Raw genomic sequence first — 17742 nt, 5'->3', positions numbered from 1 at the left:
ATGCTCTAAACAACTTCACACACAACCGGAACAGGAATCGGGGCGGAGTGAAAATCAATCAGATAGCCGTCTGCAATTTTTTTAATTTCCTCCATATTGTGTTCTGAATATTTCTCAAAGACCCCGTAGACAATCATCCCGGCCTGCTTTGCACTTCTGACCGCGGGCAGAACATCATCAAAGACAAGGCACTGCTCCGGCGGCACGCCCAACCGTTCTGCGCAATGTACAAATATGTCAGGATATTCCTTCCCGCGTGCCATATCATCTGTTGAACAGAGAACATCAAACAGGTCATAAATCCCATTCTTTTTCAGACAAGGCTCATATAGCTTTTGGGGAAGCCCGGTTGCGACAGCCAATTTTATGCCTGCATGTTTCAACTGCCGGAGATAATCCCCAGTAAACGGGGACAGCGCTACATTGTGCGCGTATTCATAGGCGGCCATTTCGTTCTATTCACGAATGATCGCATCCACTCTTTCAGACAGATGGAATAAAGCGATTGTATATTCCGCTGCCTCTATAAAGCTGCGGGCGCAAATTTCCGTGACATAGCCGCTGGGCACGGGTAACCCGCACTTTTTCAGAAAAGCGATATCAATGCTTTCCCACACGTCCATAAAGTCAAGAAGTGTGCCGTCCAAATCAAATACTGCTGCGCGGAAATTCATCAGCTGCCAAAAGATTGTTTTGAGTTCACGCATGGTCTTGTGTAATTTGCTTAGTCCCATACAATCTCTAAACAATTAAAATTCTCCGGAATGAATGGCATGCATGAATAAATGTCCAATTCTGTCGGACTTATTTCAATTACACCGTCAGAACATAGCCATTTAAAATTAACCATTTTTTCTAATTCAGACGGCTGCATGTTCGTACCTATTACGATTGAGTCTCCCGCAAGAGTTAATACCTCCTTCTCTCCGCCCTCTTCAATTTGAGTATCATCATGCAAAGCAACACGAACCCATACTATATTTGACATTAACTCAATTTCCCGCATACTATCCCATATTTCAGCAAGCGTAGAGCGACCTTCTTCCTTTTCCACCGCTTCATGAGACCATGCCGAAATATAAAGATGCAGCTCTTCAGCCATCGCTTGCCATGCCTCTGTAGTTCTTTCATGGCAATCACCTTTCTTAATTATATGCGTCTGGCATATAAATCAAATTTGACATGCCATTCACCGTCCTCTGTTACCGTAACATCCTGCCAGTGAAACCGATCGTCCTCAATTTTGGCAAAGACCCATTTTCTCCGTTCGTCCTCTATGTTTGTAAGAACGATAATTACGTCCTGTTTTCTCGCTTCAAACCGCATGATTCTTCCTGTATAGCAATAAGCCACATCCCAGGCGTGTGTGTCCGGGTTGTAGACTCGAAGGGTCGTTCCGTATTCAAAGCCGGGCAAAATGATCACATCCTGTACCGCCATTCCCTCAAGGACCCATGAAAAATGCCATTCGCCTTTGAGTACCTGGGAAGTGCTGTTGTCAACATAGTCAATGTTCCAGCTGCCGATCAGCTTCCCGAAAAAATCAAATTCCTCGGGTAACACTTCATTTTTTGTACCGCTTGTGAGTGCCTTATAAAAACGCTCCATATGTAAATCCTCCTGCCTCTGTAAACTCTATTCCGGACTAACCGGTACTTCTCCATAAACTGCCGCAAACTATAATCGCCCGATTCGCCTGATTTGCCCGTTACAGGTAATTCTCAATTCTGCACTGCTCATGCAGGGTATCGCCCAACAGTGTAATTGCCTGATGGGGACAATGACAGATGCAGCGATAACACATGGTGCAGCGGTTATGGTGTACTGCCATTTGATTTTCAACTGACAAATTACCCATTGGACACAGCTTTATACATACGCCGCAGCCTACGCATTTTTCAGAACTGATTTTCAGTTTATCGGAATAATGCTTTGTTTTGTGAGAAAACCACAGTCTCTGCCCAAATAATCCCGCCATGTGGGATAGAAATGAAAGCCCCTCCCGCGGGGCCTGGCCGCTTTTGAATGCCTGTGCCGCTTTTTTTATCTTTTCTTCAGCCTGCTTCACAAGGATGCGATTCTCTTCTTTCGTTTTTTTCAGCAGTTTTTCATCGCCAATGCAATCAGGCATTTTAAGATGTAAGCCGCCAACGATTTCAGCGCCATATTTTTTCAACAGTCTTGCTGCATTTGGCGCAGCATGTCTTACTCAACGATAACCTGCACGCTCCGCTTACAGGTCACCGTCATCAATAAAAGCATGGCTCAAAATATAAAACTCTTCCTGACTCGGTTGATGTTTCTTTTCCATTTTCTCTAATGTATCGTCATACTTCCGGGCTTCTTCCTCGGAAATTGCCATAACAGGGCTGTCATAATAGAACCATTTTCTGCCGTCTAACCGATTGGGTGCCAATTCCTTCACCATCATGGCAGCCGGATATCTCCCATCTTCCATGCTGACATTCAATTTCTTACAGCTTTTAAAGCCATGGCCCACATAGTTCATCGGACTTCCCAGGATAACAATTACATCATATCCAAGCAGCACGGCCTGTTCAAAGGAATGCTCGATAAGCATCTTTCCATAACCCATTCTCTGATATTCAGGCGTAATGCTGACCGGACCAAAGGTTAAGATTTCTTTTTCTGTCCCGGCTACATCAACCAGCCGGGCTTTTGTATACATTATATTACCAATCACCTGATCGTCCAGTTCGATTACAAAATCCAGTTCTGGTATGAAATCCTCATGTCCGCGCATGGTGTGAACCAGATAATGCTCTACACACCCCGGAACATAGAGATTATAAAAGGCCTTCCTCGTAATTTCTTCTACAGCCTTGTAATCGCTTTCTTTTTCATTTCTAATCTTTATCATTTCAACCTCTCATTTTACAGCAGGTAGTTATTTTCCCGATTTGCAACTTGCAAAGTAACTAATTTATATGTTGCATATCCACCAATAACCAAAGGCTCCATTTTACAAAGTTCTTCTGCTTCTTCACGGCTATCTGTTTTCAGAATATACATACCTGCCATTCCTGGATAGCCTTTAAACACACCACAGATTTCCAGTTTTCCTTCATCGTCCAGCTTTCTTATATTTTCAACATGTTCTGTAACTGTCTTCTTTGTTAATTTATTATAGGTCTTGCTTTTCTCAATCAGCATCACATACATCAACTTTTCCATTCTAATCTCCATTCCGCACGCCTTCAGGCCCATCACAAAATAGTGGCTCTATAAGACGTATGCTCTTCATTTTAAGACTGCCGGTATTTCATCTCATACATCTTTCTGTCTGCCTACCGAAGTAAATGTTCAATCTCCGACTGTTCATCCGGATACCTCGAAAAACCGCAGATGACGCCCGGATACAATGTAATGCCCGATACCAGATAGGGCCTGGCAATATCCGCAGGATGGTCCATCCCCCGTACACCAGCAGGATAAACAGCACATCGATTAGCACCGCCGCAATACTTTCCAACATAATATTTTTACATGAACCTCCCTGTTTTCGGCATCATTTTAAAAAACCACGTTCCATTGGGAACCGATATGCTGCCTTCAATCGATCTCGACATATCGTCTTCTGTATTGGCGGATAAGATTTGAATTTAATCTTCTGGCGTTATCTTATATATCTGATAGGCATAACCCCGGTTTGACAGATTTTTAAGTTCTGCTCTGTTAAAGATTTCCGGTACATTCAGAACGGCCACGCTGAAGCCCCAAAAAGTATGTTCCCGCCATTCATTGTCTAAATAAATCGGTTTTCTGGCCACCAGCCCAAGACCTCCCTGGGAAAGCCCATATGGGCCTGACAGCGTCATCTTTCCGGTGTCTCTGGCATATTCAGCCTCCGCCCTTCTCTCCGGGTGGTATACAGGATATTTACATCAATGGGCTTTGCGATATGGGCATCCATCCCCGCTTCCATAGCCGTTTTGAGGTCCAGCTCAAATGCGTTGGCAGCCATGGCGATGATGGGAATGACTTTGGCATCGGCCCTGCAGTCCGCACGGATGGTCCGGGCAGCCTCATATCCGTCCATCTCCGGCATCTGGATATCCATCAGGATGGCATCGTAAGTTCCCGGAGCCGCGGCAAAGAACGCTTCGACAGCCAGGGCCCATTGCTTTCCACCTCAGTTATTATACCGCACATACGCAGGATTTTGCAAATAATTTCAGCGTTGATTTCATTGTCCTCCGCTATCAGGATACGTCGCCCTGTGAAAAGTCCTTTCCCCGCTGTCTCCGGCAGCTGTGGCTCCCGCAAGGGCCTCCATTCGCCGGACGCCACGACTTCTCCTCTCATCTCGACAAAAACACTTCGTTCCCCTGGAAGAACCCGTCCAGTACGAAAGCGCCATTCTGGTGAAAGAAAACCACAGGGCGCTTCTGGTCCATGCTTCTAAGCCTTTTACAATCTTCGAAATTTCCCAGCCTGAGATTGTAGCGCTTTACAGGGAATATCTGCTCCGTCTGGCGGAAAAGCAGGGATATACCGAGATACACCGCAAGCGGATTAAGTCGAAGATCCGGGAACTGATACGGGAACTTTCCGATGACTAAATATATAACCGCAAAAAATAACCGCCGGAAACGGTAACCTGCACGCTCCGCGCACAGGTTACCGCTGTCTACAAGAAAGAATCCCGCTCGCGATATTCTCCGCGGAGCGGTTTTTATTTAACAGGAGAACTTTCCTGTTAAATAAAAAAGGACACTGAAAAATGCTGTTTTCAGTGCCCTCTTGTGGAATCTAAAGAATCCTTTCGTTGCTGCTCCCTCCCGGCAGCTTTCATAGCCGGATTAAATACCGATCCGCTGCATAAGCTGTGTGACCGTACGTGTCCGTTCCTCCAGGTTTTTACCGGAAAACTTAGACAGCCTGCATTCACTTGCGATTGCGCCGTCGCACAGGAACAGGACCCGTTCTGTTCTGGCCGCAATACCGGGATCATGTGTGACCAGCAGAATTGCGGTGCCGTCCTTATTAATCCGGGTAAAAAGCTCCATAATTTCACGGGCCGCCTTTGTATTTAAAGCTCCGGTCGGTTCATCTCCAAATATGATTCCCGGGCCGCCCAACAGAGCGCGGCAGATGCCCGCCCGCTGGAGCTGGCCGCCGGAGGCCTGAGTAATCTCCCTGTCCTTAAGCTCACCGATACCCATCTGTTTCATCAGCATTTCGGCTTTCTCCGTAAGTTTTTTTATATTTCTGCGGTTGTCCCGCATCTGCGGCAAAAGGATATTGTCCAATATACTCAGATTTTTTAACAGGGTTGGCTGCTGGAAGACAAAGCCCATTCTGTTTCTGCGCAAATCAGAAAGCTCGTCATCGGACAATTCCGACAGCTTCTGATTCTCAAAGATTACTTTTCCGCTGTCTATAGGTTCCATGCCGCTCAGAGTATAAAGCAGCGTGGATTTTCCGGAACCAGAGGGGCCCATAACCGATACAAACTCTCCCTCTCCGATCTCAATGGATACCCTGTTAAGCACGCTTCGCTTTTCAGCTCCGTTTCCCAGGGATTTGATAATTTCAATGCCGGCTAACAATTGGTTCATATCTACTCCTTTATGGATTCAAATAATTTGACGTCGCCCGCACGGGATGTGCCCAGTACCACCGCTAACAGAGCGGTGAGAAGCAGAATCAGCGGGGAAAGAAAATAAGTGGATAGCGGATCGACTGTAAACCGGAAGGTTTCTGCTCCGAATGAGGATATCGCGGCGGCAGCCAGATTTTCCCCAAGAGTTCCGGCCAACACGGTTCCCAAGATAATCCCTATGCTCAGAACAGATACCGCACGCCACGCATACTGGAGGCCGATATCGGATCGGGTATAGCCTATGGCCCGCAGTACGGAAATGGAATACCGGTCTTTTGCCACTAAAAGCTTCATAAACAGCAGGGTCACCAGCAGGGTGATTACCGCCGCCGACAGGCCGGCAGACAGAGAGGCTGAGCGCACGGAACGGAGTGTCTGGCCGAAGGTCTGCGCCATATATTCATCTATTCCCGAAATTTTCGCATAAGGAAATTTCTTTGAGTACTTCAGGTTAATGCGGGACAGCATGCTCTTATCGGCCAGATTGGCGCAGACGATGCTCCACTCTGCTTCCTTTGAACGATCCGCGAAAGCGGCCTTTGCGGTCTTTCCGCCGTTTGTGATGTCCGAATAGATACCGCAGACTGTAAGGCTGCGTTCCCCGTCAGGCGACAGCAGGATAATTGTATCGCCGATATTTTTCCCCAGCTCTTTCGCGTTGAGCGCCGATAAGGCGATATCACTCTCCTTAGCCGGCATTGTGCCGGACGCGTACCGGAGGGGGAATGCGGTATGCTCTCCAAGTTCTACCTTCAGGTTTTCGGCCGCTCCATCCTCCGTCCTGATCTGGTAAGTCTTTGAGACAAAGAGGGCATAGTCTGCAATTTCCGGGTCCTCTCTCATAAACGCTCCTACTTCCGCCGTCTTATCTTCGATTTGGCCGGTCTGCCGGATATCGAGCCTGAGGTCACAATCCCCAACTCCAATATATGTGACAAAATCTTCTCCAGAAATAGTATGGTACAGATTCTGGGGCACAATCATGATAAAGCTTGACAGCATAATAACAAACAGCATCGTGGCATAAAGCCGTTTTCTGGCAAGGACATCATTTATCGCAAGCAGAAAGTTCACCGAACATCTGCTTTTATTTGACAGCCTAACCACTCTGAAGCCGTCCGACGCACCGGTTCTGCAGCCAAACCTGATTGCCTGTACGGCAGAAATCTGATGGAAACGCCGCAGGTTCCAGTTAACATACAGAAGAATTAACAGAAATACAAGCGCCGCACCGACCAATCCGGCCAGCAGAGAGGACGCCCCGCCTCCTCCGTCGCCAAGATTCAGCCGGATGCCCTCACGCAGCGGTTTCAGCAGCAAAATTGAAAGCAGGAATCCGGCAGCGCTTCCGGCGGCGGCAAGAAACCCATAAACCGCCAGGTAAATCCTCCTGATGTCGGTTACCCGCATTCCGACTGCCTTCATAACTCCAATCTCCCGGTAATCGTCCTCGATTTTGGCCAGAAGCGTAAAACGGACACAAAGCAGTGCAATAAAGATGACAAGAATGCCCACCAATACAATAACAGCAATCATAATACCGTCTGAAACGGCGCTTATCATCCGAAACAGGGGCCAGGTGAGCGCAGGCCCGTTGGATGCAAGCCCGGCGGCACTGTAAGCCGCCTCAAAAGTGCCGAGGCCTGATAAGTCCTTCAGACGGAATTCAATCAGGTATTCGACGGTGCCAAGGGGTTCTAACAGGGAGTAATCCGCTTCGCTCACAACAAAGCGTTTAGAGGATGCAAGGGAAGAATTCATCTGGGAATCCCTCACGAATCCGGCTACGGTAAAAATATGGCCGGACAGGACGGCTTTATCGCCCGCCTTTGCCACCCCATTCTTGTAATAACAGACAGGAACATAGATTTCACCCCTTCCCGGTCTCACCGGCTGGTTATCCGGGCCGAGAAGGAAATCGAACCGGCCGCTCTGGACGCAGACACCATTATCCTGTACGCTGCCGGCAAGGGAATTTCCTCCGATGCTTATATGAGCGTTATTGAGATTCAAAAAATTCAGAACCTGAAAATCCGCCACATTGGCATTATCTTTTGCAAAGGCTTCCAGCTTTGTTATGCCCGGGTCGCCGGTATGCATCTGCATAAAATGTGGCGTCTGGGCATCCATCATAAGCTGTTCCACCGCTCCGGCCAGGTTTGCCGTGAGAAGAGCCGAAAGCGAAAGCAGCATGGAGGCGGCAGCGATAAAAAGCATCGTAATAAGTGAAACCGCCTTATTTCCTGAGAGGTTCTTCCGGATCATTCTGCAGCATACCGCATTCTTATGGCTTATACGCTTTAAACGGCTCATATGCTGCTTTTGCTTTCATTTGCCTGAAATGCTGCTTCAAGCTCCGTAAGCTCCCCTGATTCAGCCCCGAGAAGGCGTTCCAGCAGACAGAGGAAAGCCCTGATTTTTTCCGAACGCTGTGTCTTACCGAGTTTTAATATATTGTCATCCAGCATCACATCCAGATAGCACAGTGCCATCTCCATGGATTCCAGAGGATACGGTGCATCAAAAATGCCTTGCGCGATTCCGTCCTCGACAATGCCGGCCATTATGGCAGGCACCTGTCTGAAGATAACCCGCTTTGTCTTCTCGTGCATGAGTGCATTTTGAGGCTCGTGCAGATGCCGTATCATTTCCCTCCCCTCCGTCTGTTCCGTGTCCATGTGAAGGGCCAGGACAGTGCGGAGCATTCTCTCATTTACCGGCATGCTTTGATCTCCGGCTGCCATTTTAGCTTTTTTAAGCAGAACGGAGGTCTGACGCTCAATCAGCGCATCCATTATTTCCTCTTTTGACTTAAAATGATGGTACAGCGTTCCTTTCGCGATACCTACAGCCGTCATAATATCAGCAACGCTTGTATGATCGGCTCCTTTTTCGGCAAATAGAATCGTAGCCGCATCCAATATCTCATTTTTCCGCACATCGGCGTCCTTTATTACTCTCATACTTATCCTCCTACAATAGACCGACGGTCGGTCTATTGTAGATAATAACATACGTGAGCCATTGCGTCAAGGAAAATGGCAGTTTGCTGCCTCCCCCTTTGCGGGGCATCTCTTATTTTAGTGAATCAACAAATGCTTTCTTATATACCGGATATAAATACCTGGCAATAATCATCAGATGAGTGATTAGTAACAGGGCAAAAAATACTCTCGCAGGCAGTTCCGGTATAAGCAGCCTGATCCCGTTCATGTCACCGCCGCCTACATAGGGATAAAGAATTGACAGATAAAAGGGATCATTTAAAAGAAATACTAGCGTAGTATAAAAAGCCGCCGCCCGGAATGTAAGGGACCGGCTCTCCAGAATTCTGTCCGTCGCAAGGAGCAGCATCCAGCCGGCCGCTGTTGTTGCCGCAGCCCCTGCGATACAGAAAGCGGCAGTCTGTACCTGATTCATCTGTTCCCGATACGTATCAATCTGGATACCCATTCCAATAAACTTAATCTGCCGGAATGTGCCGAACAGCAGGGCAAGGAGAAGATGGGCCCCTTCATGGATGATGTAATACAGGAGTACTGCAATAAAAAGTCCTCCCAGTTTTCTGAAATTCTGTTTCGCCGCCGTCATCATGTCTCCTCCTTTTCCCGCTGCTGCCGCCCATCCTTCAAACGGCGCAGGACAGCCTGAAATTCCGGCTCGTTTCTGAGCGGTTCAAACGCCAGTTCGTCCAAAAGCCCGGTCAGAAGCTCATTCTGGATTGCCCGCCGGCTTTTCATCGATGTACTGTCCATTTTTTTCGCTGCCAGCCAGTTTTCCACCTCATCAAAAAATCCGTCTCCCCCGAGCCGGGCCATATCTGTTGCCGAGCATTTGATATCTGCAAAATGCTCCAGCAATTCATATGCTTTCCTGCTGTTTCCCTCCATACTGTAGACACCGGCTGCAATTATACAGGCCCGGAGTACAATCGCAGGATTTAACTGCTCCAGGTTAAAGTTCTCACAGAGCAGCAAAAACCGGTTCCAGGTTTCTTCAAACAACTCCGGATTGCCGGAATTTAAAAAAAGATAAGAAACAAGATGGGCGGCTGCCGCATTCACGTGCTGATAAATACTGACCTGTATGACCCGTTTGGCTTTTCCGGTATCTCCAAGGTTTTGATAGGCCAGGGCAATGAGACTCTCATCCTCCGACAATACCGCCGCGTCAGGGCCCAGCAGCTCCAATACTTTTTCAGGTCGGTCCAGCAATAGCTGACAAGCAGCTTCAAGCCCGACAGCCTGTTTTCTGATAAAAATATCTTCGCATTCCAGTCCGATCCGGCGGCACAGGGCGAGGGCCTCCTCGAGAAGTTCTTTTGCACGCTCCTCCGGTAGTATGCCGCTGTGATTAAGATAAAAGAGAACCATTCTCAACAGAACAGGGAAACAGGAGGAGTAGCGGTAAAGCACATCTCGACATTCTTCCAGAAGAAGTTCTGCGTTTTCCTGAGAGAATTCCCGGGCAAGACGGCTGAACAGTTCCTGTATTTCCTCCTCCGTCATCTGCATCGAACAGCCCATCAGTTCATCGATGCTCATATTGAAATACGAGGCCAGTCCCGGAAGCAGTGTAATATCCGGATAGCTCTGTCCGGTCTCCCATTTTGAGACGGAAGCTTTGGACACTCCCATATGAGCAGCCAGCGCTGCCTGTGTAATGCCCCTCTCCCTTCTCTTTCTAATAATCTGCCGGGCTATATTCAGTTCTTTCATCGTATCTTCCTTTCGGTTTATTTGATTTAAGTATAACCAAAAGACCGTTCCTCCACAATGGAGTCATTATTAACTTTACATCCTCAAAATCAACCGTAACGATACATAAAATCTTCGAATAGTTCCGCTGCTCAAATAAGGTGGTACTCGCCGCAAAAAAATGTTATATTATAGCTGGCATACCAATTTAGTTATACGACAGGAGGAGCAGAAATTGGAAAATGAAATGGAATTGCAGCAGATTATTTATAAAACTCTGGCTGTGCAGATAGAGTTTGGAGTGTACCGCTTTGAAGAGCAGCTACCAACCATAGAGGAAGCCAGCCAGCTATTTTTAGTTTCTACCGATACTGTCCGTTCGGCCTACCTGCGTCTGAAACATGATGGCTATATCACCCTTTCCAGAAGCGTGGGCGCATTGGTGAAGGTCTGCTATGACACAGAGGATACCGACCGCCATATACAGAACTTCTATGCCATCAGAAAAGATGCTCTGATTGAATTGAGCCGCTCCATGCGTCCGCTGTTAAGCTATGCCCAGTGGGTTGGTTTCAAAAAGGCTTCACCGGAAACCCTGGATCAGATGGAGGCTCTGGCTCTCCGTACGGATATTCTCCCGCCCTACAGAATGATCCGCCACCTGCAGCTTATTTACGGTTCTCTTCAAAATGAGCTTCTCATGCGCATGGTTTGGCAGATCTTTATGTTCTTTCAGGCCCCACTCTTCAGCATCAGGTTTACTGCAAGACGGTATGAGGGTGATAATTCCCTGTTGTATATGATCCGGCTGTGCCGTCAGAAAGACTGGGCCGCACTCCGTTCATCCATAGAAACCTTTCAGGAGCAGCTTTCCCGTGCTTTGTGCAGTTTCTATGACAGCAAAATCACAGTGCAGGCTCCGGAACAGCAGATCCCCTTTCAATGGACAAGCTACAAAAAAGCAACCCAGCGCTGTTACTCACTCGGCATGGAGCTTTTGAAGGCCATCAACCGGGAAATTTATCCGGCCGGAACCTTTCTTCCTTCCCTTGAAAGACTGGCAAAGGAACGGCAGGTTTCCGTCAGCACAATCAGAAGGACTCTGACACTGCTTAACAGTATCGGCGTTACGAAATCCTTCAACGGTCTGGGAACACAGATTCTCCCACAAGAAGAAATAGCGGAAAACTGTGACTTTACCAACCCTGTTTTGCAAAGGCGTCTTCTGGACTATGCACAAAGCATGCAGATTATTGCCCTGTCCTGCCGTGAAGTATCGAGAATCACTGCTGCCGCTTTTACCCCCGCCGACCGGGCCCTTGTTATGGAACGGCTGAAATTACTGCAGCGGCTTGGACGGCAGGAACTGGCTTCCTACGGCATTCTTGAGCTCTTCACGCACATGGCTCCTTACCAGGCAATCCGAAATATATACACTGAACTGTACCAACAGCTATTATGGGGATATCCGCTGCGCAGCATCATTACGGATCAGGCGCGCCGTACTGCCTGTATTGCGTATCTTGATACGTTTATGGAGTGTCTGGAGCAATCCGATGTTGAAGGTTTATCGGCCCATCTGGAGGAATTTATTTTTTCAGAATTAAGATTTGCGTCAGCGGAGCTGGAAAAGCTCGGCATCGGGAATGTTTCGCCGCTGGCGCTGCGTGATTTTAATTTATCTTTCTGATGACGGACCTGAAGGCTGACACACAATAAGCAAGTGTTGAAGAACATTCAGATTGGGCAGTCGGCAAGCGGAATGTGATAACAAAAGAAGGGCTATCGGCGGTAAGCTGATAGCCCTTCTTTTGCATTGAGAAGGCCACGGCTATACCGTAGCCCTCTCAATGGGTTTCCGGATCAGCCGTTGTTATCTTCCTCTGTCAGCCTGCTATAACGAAGCTTCGTCTGCTTGCAGGACACCGGCGGTTTTGGCATGCGCTCCCGGCTGGTACTTATCCACGATTTCAGCCTTGCCAACTCCTAGATAAACTAGAATTTACTTCATCGAATCTAATTGCTTTTTGGAATCACAAAATACTTGCCATGTTTGAATCTGATTTCCATTAACAATCACTTTCCAACAAGCAGGAAATTCCCAATACTTTTCTTTGATTCCCATATATGAAGCACTTGCTTTACCTATAATCATAGAAAACTTATCACTTTCAATATAATCAAAAACTTCAATAAGATAATCAGGAAACCAATCAAAATACCCTTTCCATCCTGTTTTCATTTGTTCCTTATTTTCTTTATTACCATAGGTATCAATGAAATGGAAATCTTCTGACATCATATCAATAATAAGCGGCATATTTTGAGTGTTAATTGCTTCCACAAATTTCATTACAGTATCTTGCTTCACGCCATACCCTCCATACAACTTCAAATTCGCTGCTATGAAGCTGCCTTACGCACATTAACCTCTGCGCAAATCAGTTTCGCTATATGCTCCGCTGTTTCATTTGTAAGCAGGAAAAACATTCCATCATTCCGGCATTTTTTATGCGCGTTGCCATTCAAGGTATAAACAAAACCTTTCACACAGGTATCGCTGCAAGCATTTGGATCAATAAGTCTCTTGCAGTCACGGGAAGTAGTCATTTTCTTCTGCATATCGGCAGGCAGGGAAGCGATGATATCTTCATATCTGCCCGCATTGTCGCCATAAATCCGTGCCAGAATGCCCGACTTGCGAAATACCCAGTTCATTACTGTTTTCTTCTCTAGTCGATATGAAGCGGTATAACCGCTTTTCGCTTCTTTGATGACGAGTTCACAGCCCTGTTCCATAAGTTTGTTATCAAGTTTCTTGACAAACGCTTGGTATTCTGGTGCAACTGCCGAAAGAAACTCCTTGAATGAACCTTTTTCTTTTGCCATTATCTTTATCTCCCTCAAATTCATATTTATCATTCTGCTTTCTTCCATTCTACCACAATTCCGAGAGCGTGGAAACAGAGTGTTTTCCGAACAGCATTTATTTCAGAACAGCCAGCGGCGTTATTCTGCCTGTATATGTGAGTGTCAGCCTATGCATGGCGCGTGTACAGGCAATATACAAAAGACTTCTGTCATAGCGGGATGAATATGTTCTGTCATCCGCCTGGGGGATTAGAACTTCATCAAATTCCAGACCTTTTGACATTTGAACCGAAGTTATGGTGACTCCGTTTCGAAAAACCGAGCTCTCCGGCGTGAGCAGATTTGCTTCACACGATCCGCCCAGCTCATTATATAATGCTCCTGCCAATATGTTTGTTTTTAAAATGATTCCAAGTGAAGCGCTGCCTCCCTTCCGGAATTTTTGGATTGCCTCTTTGATCACTCTGATTTCTTCCACTGTGTCCTGGCACGCGATTAGTTCCGGCTGTTCCCCATGGCGTTCAACCGGCTCTAAAGCCGCCACTTCCTGAATGCGCTTCGCGAAGGAGATAATCTCATAGGTCGAACGGTAGCTTTTGTTAAGCTCCACAAACTCCGCTTCTTTATATAGCTCCTGAAGATCCGCCAGACTGTGCAAATGGTTGGGATTGATAAATTGTCCGAAATCCCCGAGTATCGTTTTCTGGCAGGGGAACATGCGGTTTAGGGCCGCATACTGAACCGGCGTGTAATCCTGCATCTCATCCACCACCAGATGTTTCGTAAGACTGCTTTCCTTCACTCCCTCGATCACGGAATGAAGATAGAGAAAGGGATAAACGTCGGCCCATTCGAGGGTCTTTTTAAACGGCATGACAAGCATTGACCGGTTCCCAGTTCTTTTATAAAAGTCCTTATATACGGCAAGCGTATTTTTCATTGTAAGCATGGAACCCAGGCTTTTTGCTACCGTCCTGGTCCGCAGCGGGGCGCCTTCAGCCTCCATAACAGCCTCCGTTTCGTAGCGGTCACGGATATCTTCAGCAACCATCAAAAGCCGCTTTCTGACAGGATATTTGCTATACGCGCGAAAACGTTTCATTATCCATTCTCCTTCAGCGGTAAAGCTGCCGAAAACGAAATCGGCGGGTTTGAAAATCAAGTCCGGCAATTGTTCTATGTACCGATCCATCATGGAAACAAATTCCATCGTTGATTTAAACTGCACTCTCTGCGCCCACGCTTCATCCTGCCGCTCAAGCGGATCTTTATCAGGTTCAAATTCAATCAAACCTTCAAGCTGAATCTTCGCAAGCTCCGACAGATTAAGTTCGAAAATCGGCTCCTCCCCAAGCTCCGGTATTACATTTGAGATGTAATCGCCGAAGACACGGTTAGGGGACAGGATTGTCACATTCCGAGCGTTCAGCCTGTCCTTAAACCGGTAAAGCAGGAACGCTATCCGGTGCAGGGCGATGGATGTTTTTCCGGAACCGGCTGCTCCCTGAATAATCATGGTACCTTCTTTTTCGTTTCTGATAATCCGGTTCTGCTCCTTTTGTATAGTTGAAATGATTGATTTCATCTTTTCATCAGATGTCTGGCTTAATTCTTTTTGAAGCACCTCATCCTGCACATGAGAGGAAGTCTCCAGCGCATATTCCATATGACCGTTTTTTATTTTGAACTGCCGCTTGCGTGTTATCTCCCCGAAAACAGGGCCGTCCGGAGCCTGGAATCCGGCTTTTCCCACATTGAAATCATAAAACATGCCGGATATAGGGGCACGCCAGTCGAATATAAGCGGTTGATTTTCATAATTGAACGCAAACCGCCCGATATAATATCTGTCTTCTGTCTTCCGGGACTCTTCCCTGAAATCAATGCGGGCAAAATAAGGGGATTCTTTTATCTTTACAATCCGGTCGCGGCGCTCCACCGCAAAGGCACCGCTTCGGTCCGTCTGCTTCAGAAGCATCTCATTTTGAAACATCTCATGAGGATCAATATCCCCCCGGTGTTCCACCATATACCGTTTCGTGTCCATATATTCCCGTTCTGATTTCCTGACGGATTCCTCCGCTTTCTCCAGGGCCTCCTTAAGCTTCATGTTAATTTCTTCCAGATGCAGAAGCTCGTCGGGAAACGGGACTGTCATACCGTCACTCATGAAGCCTTTCCTCCTGTCCCATCACAAACCGTTGGGTCGGGTAGCCGTATTCGACCAGTAATTCCGCTTCAGCAAATCCAAGCTCCTTAATCTCGTCACGGTACCCGGTATCTGCTTTGTCACCTTCCCGGTAAGTGGTAATACTAACTTTTCTGCCTCTCAGAAGCTCACCCATTACCTTGTCGAGAAGTGCTTTGGGGACCCCTCTCTTTCTGTAAAGCGGGTGACTCCCCATAAAATCAATGCTGCCGTTTTCATAGGAGAACAGCAGGATACCGGCGGCAAGCCCTCTGTCCTTTAGAATCAGCGCCTGTTTTGTCCTTATTTTCTGCTTCAAAACCCGGATATATTCCTCCTCGTCCAGGTACGGGAATCCGTCTATCACAAGCCTCACCAGCTCCATCCAGCACGGAATTTCTGCCTCGGTGGCAAATGTAATTTTCCACCCGGCACTTTCTGTTCTGTCCAGCATCTCATAACTCCTTTCAAAATCAAACCTAAGCTGCAGCGGATAAAACCGTTCGTTTTCCCGGTACATATTCGGCGGCATTTTATACATGGCCGTGAATGCACTCGTAAATGCCTGCTGGCTCCTGTAGCCCGACAGAAGCGCAATATCCACGATTGGCTTTTCAGAAAAGACCAGCAGCTTTGCAGATTCTGTCAGCTGCCTGCGTTTCATGTACTCATGAACCGTCAGGCCGACCGTATCGGAAAACACCCGGTGCAGGTGGTATTTGGAATAATGGACTGCGTCCGCAATCCGGTCCAGATTAAGCCTTTCAGTCAGATTTGCTTCAATAAAGTCTATCGCCAGAGACACCTCCTCTATGCGGTCCATCATTCAACACCTCCTTTTGCCAGATTAGTATATATGATTATGGGATGCGTGTCTTAAGAAATCTTGCTCTTCTTCCATGAAACGATAACCTGCACGCTCCGCACACAGGCCCCCGCCTTCAATGAAAAACTGCCCCTCATTAATCTATAATGCGGAGCAGCCGTGTGATTTCTATTCTTATATATTATTTTTCAATCTTCTCAAACTTCCTTACGATGGTCAGCAAAAGCTCCACCACCTTCTCCATAGACTGAACCGGAATAAACTCGAATTTGCCATGGAAATTGTAACCTCCTGTGCAGAGGTTGGGACACGGAAGGCCCATATAGGACAGTCTGGCTCCGTCGGTGCCTCCGCGGATTGGTGATACTTCGGGAGTGATCCCCACTTCCTCCATCGCCTCTTTCGCGATATCAATCAGGTACTTATAGGGTTCAATCTTTTCCTTCATATTGTAATAGGAGTCTTTTATCTTCAGCTCAACGGTTCCCTCACCGTATTTCTTATTCAGGAACTCTGCGGCAGAAGCAAACAGCTCCTTCTTCTGCGTAAATTTATCCATATCATGGTCACGGATCAGATAATCCATCTTGGCATACTCCACGTCTCCGGCAAACTGATCCAGATGGAAAAATCCCTCATAACCGTCCGTATACATCGGATTCTCAAAAGCGGGAAGAAGACTTTGGAATTCCATTCCAATCAAAAGTGCGCTTTTCATCTTGTTCTTTGCCCCGCCCGGATGTATTCCAACGCCATGAATGTAGACTTTTCCGGATGCCGCATTGAAATTCTCATATTCCAGCTCTCCCAGAGGACCGCCGTCCACCGTATAAGCCACATCCGCTCCGAACCCTTCCACATCAAAGAAATCAGCTCCTCTGCCAACCTCCTCATCAGGGGTAAAGCCAATTCGGATTGTACCGTGGGGAATCTCCGGATGCGCCAGAAGCCAGGCCGCCATCGTCATAATCTCGGCAACTCCTGCCTTATCATCGCCTCCCAGCAGAGTCGTACCGTCCGTCACAATTAAATCCCGGCCCTCACAGTCGGCCATGAACGGAAAATCCTTTACCGTCATCACAATGTGCTTCTCTTCATTCAGAACAATATCTCCTCCGGCATATTTCTCCACAATTCTGGCTTTCACATCCCGGCCGGACATGGCAGGTGCCGTATCCATATGGGCTACAAAGCCCAGGGAGGGGACATTCTTTTCAGTGTTGGCTTCGATTGTGGCATAGACATAGCCATGCTCACTCAGGCGTACATCCGATGCACCCATCTCCTCCAGTTCCTTAACCAGTTCCTTTGCCAGAACAAGCTGTTTTTCCGTGCTGGGGACCTGTTCCTCCTCGTCTTTTGACTGCGTGTCAAAAGAGACATACTTCAGAAAACGTTCTGCTACTTTGCTCATATCTTCACCTCGTTATTATTTTAAAAAATTCCACACATACATACTTTACCATAAATTTTGATTTTCTGCGAGTCCCGGCATAATATTTTAGTTAAGCAGGTGAGGACGCCGCCGCAGGCC

Annotated in this window: 21 protein-coding genes and 1 pseudogene; 2 read left to right on the top strand and 20 right to left on the bottom strand. The window is 47.3% G+C overall.

The features are described from left to right. Window positions 1–5 precede the first annotated feature (5 nt). The 10 genes and pseudogenes from CLOSYM_RS05275 to CLOSYM_RS24220 form a co-directional block, all read right to left on the bottom strand. A complete protein-coding gene (locus tag CLOSYM_RS05275; protein WP_021641264.1) occupies window positions 6–449 on the bottom strand; it encodes an HAD family hydrolase in 444 nt (147 codons plus the stop codon). Window positions 450–455: 6 nt separating this feature from the next. Continuing rightward, window positions 456–734, bottom strand: coding sequence for an HAD family hydrolase (locus CLOSYM_RS23365; protein WP_021641263.1), 279 nt, complete (start codon window positions 732–734; stop codon window positions 456–458). Beyond that, a complete protein-coding gene (locus CLOSYM_RS05270; protein WP_021641262.1) occupies window positions 725–1102 on the bottom strand; it encodes a hypothetical protein in 378 nt (125 codons plus the stop codon). The genes CLOSYM_RS23365 and CLOSYM_RS05270 overlap by 10 nt, the downstream gene beginning before the upstream one ends. Before the next feature lie 47 nt (window positions 1103–1149). Next, a complete protein-coding gene (locus CLOSYM_RS05265; protein WP_021641261.1) occupies window positions 1150–1608 on the bottom strand; it encodes a hypothetical protein in 459 nt (152 codons plus the stop codon). Between the two features lie 100 nt (window positions 1609–1708). After that, window positions 1709–2185 (bottom strand): annotated as a pseudogene (locus CLOSYM_RS05260) (EFR1 family ferrodoxin); the annotation flags it as partial. 48 nt (window positions 2186–2233) lie between these two features. Next, on the bottom strand, window positions 2234–2881 hold the full coding sequence (locus CLOSYM_RS05255; RefSeq protein ID WP_021641259.1) for a GNAT family N-acetyltransferase: 648 nt from the start codon (window positions 2879–2881) through the stop codon (window positions 2234–2236). A gap of 14 nt (window positions 2882–2895) precedes the next feature. Further along, on the bottom strand, window positions 2896–3195 hold the full coding sequence (locus CLOSYM_RS05250; RefSeq protein WP_044902151.1) for a YciI family protein: 300 nt from the start codon (window positions 3193–3195) through the stop codon (window positions 2896–2898). 113 nt (window positions 3196–3308) lie between these two features. Then, entirely contained in the window at window positions 3309–3434 is a 126-nt protein-coding gene (locus CLOSYM_RS23615) for a hypothetical protein (protein WP_021641257.1), read from the bottom strand. 189 nt (window positions 3435–3623) lie between these two features. Beyond that, entirely contained in the window at window positions 3624–3839 is a 216-nt protein-coding gene (locus CLOSYM_RS23360; RefSeq protein WP_021641256.1) for a CHASE domain-containing protein, read from the bottom strand. Further along, window positions 3836–4081: a response regulator gene (locus CLOSYM_RS24220; RefSeq protein ID WP_021641255.1), complete on the bottom strand. Its 246-nt coding sequence runs from the start codon at window positions 4079–4081 to the stop codon at window positions 3836–3838. The genes CLOSYM_RS23360 and CLOSYM_RS24220 overlap by 4 nt, the downstream gene beginning before the upstream one ends. 304 nt (window positions 4082–4385) lie before the next feature. Between CLOSYM_RS24220 and CLOSYM_RS05230 the strand changes: the two genes are divergently transcribed. Then, window positions 4386–4583, top strand: a complete 198-nt coding sequence (locus tag CLOSYM_RS05230) for a hypothetical protein (protein WP_044902149.1) — start codon at window positions 4386–4388, stop codon at window positions 4581–4583. A gap of 240 nt (window positions 4584–4823) precedes the next feature. Here CLOSYM_RS05230 and CLOSYM_RS05225 read toward each other — a convergent pair whose 3' ends face one another. The 5 genes from CLOSYM_RS05225 to CLOSYM_RS05205 all read right to left on the bottom strand — a co-directional run bounded on the left by CLOSYM_RS05225 (window position 4824) and on the right by CLOSYM_RS05205 (window position 10344). After that, window positions 4824–5582, bottom strand: a complete 759-nt coding sequence (locus CLOSYM_RS05225) for an ABC transporter ATP-binding protein (RefSeq protein WP_003505220.1) — start codon at window positions 5580–5582, stop codon at window positions 4824–4826. A gap of 2 nt (window positions 5583–5584) precedes the next feature. Beyond that, window positions 5585–7939: an ABC transporter permease gene (locus CLOSYM_RS05220; RefSeq protein ID WP_044902148.1), complete on the bottom strand. Its 2355-nt coding sequence runs from the start codon at window positions 7937–7939 to the stop codon at window positions 5585–5587. Further along, window positions 7936–8589 (bottom strand): TetR/AcrR family transcriptional regulator, encoded by a 654-nt coding sequence (locus CLOSYM_RS05215; protein WP_021641251.1) that lies wholly within the window; start codon window positions 8587–8589, stop codon window positions 7936–7938. The genes CLOSYM_RS05220 and CLOSYM_RS05215 overlap by 4 nt, the downstream gene beginning before the upstream one ends. Window positions 8590–8701: 112 nt before the next feature. Next, on the bottom strand, window positions 8702–9220 hold the full coding sequence (locus tag CLOSYM_RS05210) for a hypothetical protein (RefSeq protein WP_021641250.1): 519 nt from the start codon (window positions 9218–9220) through the stop codon (window positions 8702–8704). After that, on the bottom strand, window positions 9217–10344 hold the full coding sequence (locus CLOSYM_RS05205) for a helix-turn-helix domain-containing protein (RefSeq protein ID WP_021641249.1): 1128 nt from the start codon (window positions 10342–10344) through the stop codon (window positions 9217–9219). Before CLOSYM_RS05205 ends, CLOSYM_RS05210 begins: the two co-directional genes overlap by 4 nt. Window positions 10345–10558: 214 nt before the next feature. On the opposite strand from CLOSYM_RS05205, the gene CLOSYM_RS05200 reads away from it, so the two are divergent. Further along, window positions 10559–12013 (top strand): GntR family transcriptional regulator, encoded by a 1455-nt coding sequence (locus CLOSYM_RS05200; RefSeq protein ID WP_044902147.1) that lies wholly within the window; start codon window positions 10559–10561, stop codon window positions 12011–12013. 312 nt (window positions 12014–12325) lie between these two features. Here the strand turns inward: CLOSYM_RS05200 and CLOSYM_RS05195 are convergent, their stop codons facing one another. From CLOSYM_RS05195 to pepT, 5 genes are all read right to left on the bottom strand, one after another. Further along, window positions 12326–12694, bottom strand: coding sequence for a nuclear transport factor 2 family protein (locus CLOSYM_RS05195; protein WP_003507051.1), 369 nt, complete (start codon window positions 12692–12694; stop codon window positions 12326–12328). Window positions 12695–12726: 32 nt separating this feature from the next. Continuing rightward, window positions 12727–13212 (bottom strand): hypothetical protein, encoded by a 486-nt coding sequence (locus CLOSYM_RS05190; protein ID WP_003507049.1) that lies wholly within the window; start codon window positions 13210–13212, stop codon window positions 12727–12729. 97 nt (window positions 13213–13309) lie between these two features. After that, entirely contained in the window at window positions 13310–15364 is a 2055-nt protein-coding gene (locus tag CLOSYM_RS05185) for a HelD family protein (RefSeq protein ID WP_021641245.1), read from the bottom strand. After that, window positions 15357–16208, bottom strand: coding sequence for a helix-turn-helix domain-containing protein (locus CLOSYM_RS05180; protein ID WP_021641244.1), 852 nt, complete (start codon window positions 16206–16208; stop codon window positions 15357–15359). The genes CLOSYM_RS05185 and CLOSYM_RS05180 overlap by 8 nt, the downstream gene beginning before the upstream one ends. Window positions 16209–16389: 181 nt before the next feature. Then, window positions 16390–17622 (bottom strand): peptidase T, encoded by a 1233-nt coding sequence (gene pepT, locus CLOSYM_RS05175; protein WP_009298187.1) that lies wholly within the window; start codon window positions 17620–17622, stop codon window positions 16390–16392. Window positions 17623–17742: the final 120 nt, after the last annotated feature.

This window comes from [Clostridium] symbiosum ATCC 14940 (assembly GCF_000466485.1).
Classification (GTDB): Bacteria; Bacillota; Clostridia; order Lachnospirales; family Lachnospiraceae; genus Otoolea; species Otoolea symbiosa.
Note: the sequence above shows the minus strand (reverse complement) of the source record. Positions and strands in the feature narration are given on the sequence as shown.

Coding starts and splice junctions, on each gene's coding strand:
- CLOSYM_RS05275 (WP_021641264.1), bottom strand. CDS start 449: ATGGCCGCCTATGAATACGCGCACAATGTAGCGCTGTCCCCGTTTACT.
- CLOSYM_RS23365 (WP_021641263.1), bottom strand. CDS start 734: ATGGGACTAAGCAAATTACACAAGACCATGCGTGAACTCAAAACAATC.
- CLOSYM_RS05270 (WP_021641262.1), bottom strand. CDS start 1,102: ATGGCTGAAGAGCTGCATCTTTATATTTCGGCATGGTCTCATGAAGCG.
- CLOSYM_RS05265 (WP_021641261.1), bottom strand. CDS start 1,608: ATGGAGCGTTTTTATAAGGCACTCACAAGCGGTACAAAAAATGAAGTG.
- CLOSYM_RS05255 (WP_021641259.1), bottom strand. CDS start 2,881: ATGATAAAGATTAGAAATGAAAAAGAAAGCGATTACAAGGCTGTAGAA.
- CLOSYM_RS05250 (WP_044902151.1), bottom strand. CDS start 3,195: ATGGAAAAGTTGATGTATGTGATGCTGATTGAGAAAAGCAAGACCTAT.
- CLOSYM_RS23615 (WP_021641257.1), bottom strand. CDS start 3,434: ATGGACCATCCTGCGGATATTGCCAGGCCCTATCTGGTATCGGGCATT.
- CLOSYM_RS23360 (WP_021641256.1), bottom strand. CDS start 3,839: ATGACGCTGTCAGGCCCATATGGGCTTTCCCAGGGAGGTCTTGGGCTG.
- CLOSYM_RS24220 (WP_021641255.1), bottom strand. CDS start 4,081: ATGGATATCCAGATGCCGGAGATGGACGGATATGAGGCTGCCCGGACC.
- CLOSYM_RS05225 (WP_003505220.1), bottom strand. CDS start 5,582: ATGAACCAATTGTTAGCCGGCATTGAAATTATCAAATCCCTGGGAAAC.
- CLOSYM_RS05220 (WP_044902148.1), bottom strand. CDS start 7,939: ATGAGCCGTTTAAAGCGTATAAGCCATAAGAATGCGGTATGCTGCAGA.
- CLOSYM_RS05215 (WP_021641251.1), bottom strand. CDS start 8,589: ATGAGAGTAATAAAGGACGCCGATGTGCGGAAAAATGAGATATTGGAT.
- CLOSYM_RS05210 (WP_021641250.1), bottom strand. CDS start 9,220: ATGATGACGGCGGCGAAACAGAATTTCAGAAAACTGGGAGGACTTTTT.
- CLOSYM_RS05205 (WP_021641249.1), bottom strand. CDS start 10,344: ATGAAAGAACTGAATATAGCCCGGCAGATTATTAGAAAGAGAAGGGAG.
- CLOSYM_RS05190 (WP_003507049.1), bottom strand. CDS start 13,212: ATGGCAAAAGAAAAAGGTTCATTCAAGGAGTTTCTTTCGGCAGTTGCA.
- CLOSYM_RS05185 (WP_021641245.1), bottom strand. CDS start 15,364: ATGAGTGACGGTATGACAGTCCCGTTTCCCGACGAGCTTCTGCATCTG.
- CLOSYM_RS05180 (WP_021641244.1), bottom strand. CDS start 16,208: ATGATGGACCGCATAGAGGAGGTGTCTCTGGCGATAGACTTTATTGAA.
- pepT (WP_009298187.1), bottom strand. CDS start 17,622: ATGAGCAAAGTAGCAGAACGTTTTCTGAAGTATGTCTCTTTTGACACG.